This is a genomic window from Leucobacter sp., assembly GCF_053528595.1.
Map to the genome: position 1 here is coordinate 1 of NZ_JAIVPF010000049.1, position 4,421 is coordinate 4,421.

Consider the following 4,421-nt stretch of genomic DNA (forward strand, 5'->3'; position numbering starts at 1 on the left):
CTCCGCTCGCGCAGCATGACCGGCTTCGCCGCGCGCAGGGCGACCGGCGCGCGCGCCGGACGCCCGGGACACAACGACGCGGGCGCCGGTCTCGAACTCGTCGAGACCGGCGCCCGTCATCGGTGCGCGAACGCGGTCAGTTGTTGAGCGCGTTGCGGAACAGGAATGCCGCCATCGCCTCACGCGTCACCGCGTTCTTCGGCTGGTAGTCGGTGCGCCAGCCGTTGCGCACGCCCGTCGACAGGCCCGAGTCGTACATCCACGAGATCTCCTTGAAGAACTTGTGGCCCGTGCCGACGTCGGTGAGCCGCGAGTAGCCGGGCTTCGTGTAGCTGCTCGGCGCGTACTGCCGGAACATGAACGCCGCCATCGCCTCGCGCGACACCGCCGTCTTCGGATCGTAGTAGCGCGCGCCGCCCTTCTTGATACCCGTCGACAGCCCCGACGTGTACATCCAGGAGATCTCCTTGTAGAACTTGTGCCGGGTCGACACGTCCGCGAAGGGAGACTTCGCCAGCGGCTTGTAGCTCGCGGGAGCGTTCATGCGGTACATGAACGCGGCCATCGCCTCGCGGGTCACACTCTGCTTCGGATAGTAGTAGCGGCCGTCGGACCTGCGGGTACCCGTCGAGGTGCCCGAGTGGAACATCCACGCGATCTCGTTGTAGAACTTGTGGTTCGTCTTCACGTCCTTGAACGGCGAGACCTGGCCGGAGCTGCCGGTACGCAGCGTGCCGTTGACGCCGGTCTTCTTCTGGCCGGAGGTCAGCTTCACGACCGTCGCCTGGGCGCGCGTCGACTTCTTGTTCCACCACTCGCCCTTGGCCACGTCGCGACCGGTCTTGGCGGTGAACTCGACCTTGTAGTCGCCCGGCACGAGGCCGAGGCTCAGGTAGGGCCCCTCGTAGTTCTGCCAGGCGTAGTACAGCGGGAAGTGCACGCCGTCGAGCACCTGGTAGACGTTCGCGGCGCGCAGGAAGTCCTTCGGCAGGCCGCCGGTCACGTACACCTTGCCCACGATGCTCGCGTTGGGGTTGGCTCCCGTCAGATTGCGAGTGAGAACTCCGCCGAGCGGCGGCGTGAACTTCGTGGCCGAACCCGACTTCAGGAACTGCATCGAATCGAGCTTGTAGCTCGCGGTGTTCCCGACGAGCTGCACCCAGTAGTCGCCCGCGGGCAGCGCGGGGGTCTCGTAGGTGTTCGCGGTCCGGTTCCAGCTAGCGAGCCACAGATCCCCCTTCGCGTTCGTCACGTAGAGGCTCGAGGTGTTCTTGTTCACCCCGGCAGGCGTGGTGATGTTGCCCTTGAGCGCGATACCGCGCTTCAGCGAGCCGTTGATGCCGGTCGCGTTGCCCTTGCGCACATCGACGGCCTTCGCCGCACTCCGGTCCAGGGCGTTCGGGTACCAGCGCTCGACGATCACCGGGCTCGCACCCCAGTACTCGAAGGAGATGCGGTAGCGGCCCGACGCGAGGTTGCGGAACGAGAACTGTCCGGTCGATGCGTTCCAGGTGTCGCGCTGCGCCGCGGGGATCGACGTGTTGTTGTGGTTCAGGTACCGGCTCGAGCTCCCGCTGCTCGAGTCGACGTTCTCGAGGTAGATGCGCACCGACGCCATGCTGCCGGCCTCGAGCGAGACCTTGCCCGAGATCGATCGGTTGCCGGTCGCGGCATTCGCGATCGGACCGCCGTCCTCTGAGGCTGCCACCTCCAGCGGCGCGATGGCTTCCGCGCCGGCCTCCTCCGTCTCGGTCACCGTGCCGCCCTGCACCGGGCTCGCGGGGTCCTCGGCGAGGTCCGCCGGGTCGACGAGCTCCGCGCGCGGCAGCGCGCCCGAGTCCTCGCGCGATTCGATCTCCTCGGCGACCGCGTCGTCTCCGCCCGGCTCCTCGAGCGCGGCGGGATCCTCGATCGATGCGTCGACCTCGGCCGGAATCTCCTCTGCCGCCCCCACAACGGCTTCCAGCGTGGCGTTCACATCATCGCGGCTCCCGGCGGAGACGTCGACCGGAGTGCCCTCCGGCCGCTCCTCGGTCGCACCGTACGCCTGCCCCTCGAGCACACCCGCTGCAACCCCGGCAGCGGAGAACTCGACGAGGTAGGCGCCCGGCTCGAGGCCGGTGATCGCATAGGCGCCGTCGTCACCGACGGTCGCGGCATCGGCCGCGGGATCGGCGTCGGCCGCCGTGCGGGCGGTCACGCGGACGCCGGCGAGCAGTTCGGCATCGAAGCCCTCGGGAAGCGCGACGACACCCGAGATCGTGCGATCGCCTTCCGCGGCATGGGCGAGCGGAGCCGACACCGCGCTCACGAGCGACAGCACGAGGGCGACGACGATGCCGATGGCGGGCACGCGCCACCGGGTTCCTGGCCGTTCCAGGGAGGAGGGGTACATGAGATTCCAATCAATCGAGAATGGGGATGATGTGCAGCTTGGCCGCACCTCACAGAGGCTATCAAGCAACCGAAAAGTTACCGAACAGGCGCCCGCGAATCACCCGGCTCCCCCGCCATCGCGAGGCGTAGACTGGCCTCAGACAACCGCGCGATTCACGGAGGCAGCCATGAGCAAGCCCATCGATCCCGCCGGCTCCCCGCTGCAGCTGAGCGAGAGCCGATCGCGTGAGCGGCTGAACCGGAGAAGCACGCGATCACGCATCGACTCGCTCGCGCCGAGCTGCGAGCCCGACCCCTCCGCGCGACCGTGAGCGCGCGACCGGCGCTCGAGGCGCTGCAGCGGCGGCGCTCCCACTCGAAGCACACCGATGAAGCACCCTCCCACGCCGAACTGGAGCAGCTGGTGGCGGCTATGGCGAGTGTCTCGGACCACTCCAGGCTGCGCCCCTGGCGCATCATCGAGCTGCGGGGCGGCGCCCGCGCGAAACTGGGCAGGGGACTCGCCAAGGCCTCCGGCGGCGACCGGGACAAGTACGTCGCCAAGGCCATGCGCAGCCCGCTCATCCTCGTCGTGGTGGTGAGCCCGCGCAAGAGCGGCAAGGTGCCCGTCTGGGAGCAGGAGGCGGTGGCGAGCGGGGTCGCGCACCTCCTGGGGCTGCTGCTGCACGAGGCCGGCTGGGGATCCATCTGGAAGACGGGATCGCACACCCGCAGCAAGGAACTGCGCAAGGCCCTCGGCGTGCAGAAGCCCGAGTACCTGCTCGGCTGGCTCTACGTGGGAGGGATCCCGGATCGGGACCGCAAGGCCAAGCCGCGCAAACCGCTCGATCTGAGCCGCCACCTCACCGTGCTCTGAGGCGCAGCGCGGACGCGTCCCGTCGCAGCACCCGCCGATGCGGATCCCGCACCCCCGCTCGCTGCGCTCAGGACGACCGGGACGCGCTCTCGCCGTCGCCCCGGCGACGGCCGGGCAGCGCCGCGACCGCCACCGCGAGCAGCGCGACGGCGGCTCCGGCGATCATGCCCTGCGTGAGGCCGTCGGTGAGGGGCACACCGGCTTCGAAGGCCACCGCGGCGATCAGCTGCCCCGCGACGTTCGACATGCTCAGCAGCAGCACCCCCGCCGTGCGCACGAGCGCTGCGGCCATCGCGATGAACACCGTCCCCACGACGCCGCCGATGTAGAAGTACGGGGCGCTCGGCCAGTCGCTCGGCCAGCCCGAGACCGCCACCGAGATCGCGGCCATGATCCCGAGCAGCGTCGTGCCCACCACGAAGTTCACGAACGTGGAGGTGAGCGCGCTCCGCGACGCCGAGCGCACCAGGCCGTTCACCATCGACTGCGCCGCGACGCCGACCCCGATCACCATGGGGAACACCACCAGCCACACGAACGGCCCCGGATCCACGCCCACCGCGATGGCGACGGCCGCGATCGCGAGCACGGTCCCGACGATGCGCGCGAGCGTGGGATCGATCCTGCCGCCCGGCCCCAGCCCCAGCCGGTCGAAGACCAGCCCGCCCAGCACCTGTCCCGCCACGATACCGACGGTGAACATCGCCACCCCGGTCAGCGGCGCGACGAGACCCTGCCCCAGCACGAACAGCGCGCCGCCCGCGCCGCCGAGGACGGCCCACGGCGGCAGGTGTCCCGAGCGCAACTCGGTGCGGAGCCGACCCAGGCCTGCGCGTCCGCGGCGCGACAGCAGCATCGCGAGGCACATCACCGCGAGGCCGGAGCCGAACGAGACCGCCGCGGTGACGTAGCCGTTGCCGAGCTGCTGGCTGAGACCGCCGTTGACGCGGGTCTGCAGGGCGACCAGCACACCCGCGAGGCCGGAGCCGACGAGTGCGAGCGGAACCCTCAATCTCACGTGCACTCCCCAACCCTACCGGTGCCGGGTTCCGGCTCCGTCGCTGCACGGCCCGGCGCAACCGGCGCTTCGCAGGCCGGCAGGCGGCGCGACGAGCGAAGCGAGTGGAGCCGCCTGTCGGACTTGCTTGGCCCGCTCAGGGCAACGCGC

General features: G+C 70.0%; 4 protein-coding genes. 2 read left to right on the top strand and 2 right to left on the bottom strand.

All coding sequences use genetic code 11. The features are described 5' to 3' along the window. Positions 1-136 precede the first annotated feature (136 nt). Positions 137-2,395, bottom strand: a complete 2,259-nt coding sequence (locus tag ACWKZU_RS10055) for an S-layer homology domain-containing protein (protein ID WP_449282187.1) — start codon at positions 2,393-2,395, stop codon at positions 137-139. Positions 2,396-2,564: 169 nt separating this feature from the next. Here ACWKZU_RS10055 and ACWKZU_RS10060 point away from each other — a divergent pair, with 169 nt between their 5' ends. Together ACWKZU_RS10060 and ACWKZU_RS10065 are read left to right on the top strand one after the other, a co-directional pair. After that, positions 2,565-2,708, top strand: coding sequence for a hypothetical protein (locus ACWKZU_RS10060; protein ID WP_449282188.1), 144 nt, complete (start codon positions 2,565-2,567; stop codon positions 2,706-2,708). Then, the gene (locus ACWKZU_RS10065; RefSeq protein ID WP_449282189.1) at positions 2,705-3,253 is read left to right on the top strand and encodes a nitroreductase family protein; all 549 of its coding nucleotides are present in this window, start codon (positions 2,705-2,707) and stop codon (positions 3,251-3,253) included. The genes ACWKZU_RS10060 and ACWKZU_RS10065 overlap by 4 nt, the downstream gene beginning before the upstream one ends. Before the next feature lie 67 nt (positions 3,254-3,320). Here the strand turns inward: ACWKZU_RS10065 and ACWKZU_RS10070 are convergent, their stop codons facing one another. Further along, positions 3,321-4,271, bottom strand: a complete 951-nt coding sequence (locus tag ACWKZU_RS10070; RefSeq protein ID WP_449282190.1) for a DMT family transporter — start codon at positions 4,269-4,271, stop codon at positions 3,321-3,323. Positions 4,272-4,421 lie beyond the last annotated feature (150 nt).